The organism is Paenibacillus sp. 598K (assembly GCF_003851045.1).
In the GTDB taxonomy this organism is placed as follows: domain Bacteria; phylum Bacillota; class Bacilli; order Paenibacillales; family Paenibacillaceae; genus Paenibacillus_D.
This window is the reverse complement of sequence record NZ_BFBX01000278.1, coordinates 3449-3962: the sequence shown is the minus strand read 5'-3', so window position 1 is coordinate 3962 and position 514 is coordinate 3449. Positions and strand designations below refer to the sequence as shown.

The following is a 514-nucleotide window of genomic DNA, read 5'->3' as shown; positions in this document are numbered from 1 at the left end:
CGCCTCGATGCGCGCGCCATGACGCGCCTTCAGCGCCTCGGTCTCGCCGGGCACAGCGGTGAAGGTCCCCGTCGACTGCTCGCCCGCGATCACCTCCGCCGCCCGCTCCAGCGTATACGGCGTCTCCGCCAGATAGACCGCCTTGACGCGCTCGCCGCTCATCGCGAGGCCTCCGAGGCGGGACCGGATGGCTCAGGTACTGAGGCTGGGCTGGCCTGCTCGCTCGAGTCCTTCCCGATCTTCGCCGCTTGCGCCAGCGCTGCCTTCACCGCTGCGACGCCGAGCGCCGGGCTGGAGAGCACCGGCTTGCCCGTCGCCTCGCGCAGCGCTCCCTCCATCCGCGCCATCGACGCTTGCGCCAGCACGATGACCTCCGCTTCGTCGGCTGCGCGCAGCGCCGTCTCCAGCAGCAGCCGGTCATGCTCCTCCGGACGCCCTTCGCTCAGCGCCGCGAAGGCACCGACCGCCAGACCGTCGACCAGTTGCACCTGCTTGCCAAGCTTCGCCGCCTCGG

1 protein-coding gene is annotated in these 514 nt (G+C 71.8%); it reads right to left on the bottom strand.

Features of this window, described 5'->3' with window-relative positions; all coding sequences use genetic code 11:
* Positions 1 to 158: 158 nt before the first annotated feature.
* The coding region (locus PA598K_RS35060) for an aspartate/glutamate racemase family protein (RefSeq protein ID WP_221414212.1) at positions 159 to 514 on the bottom strand (356 nt) is incomplete at its 5' end.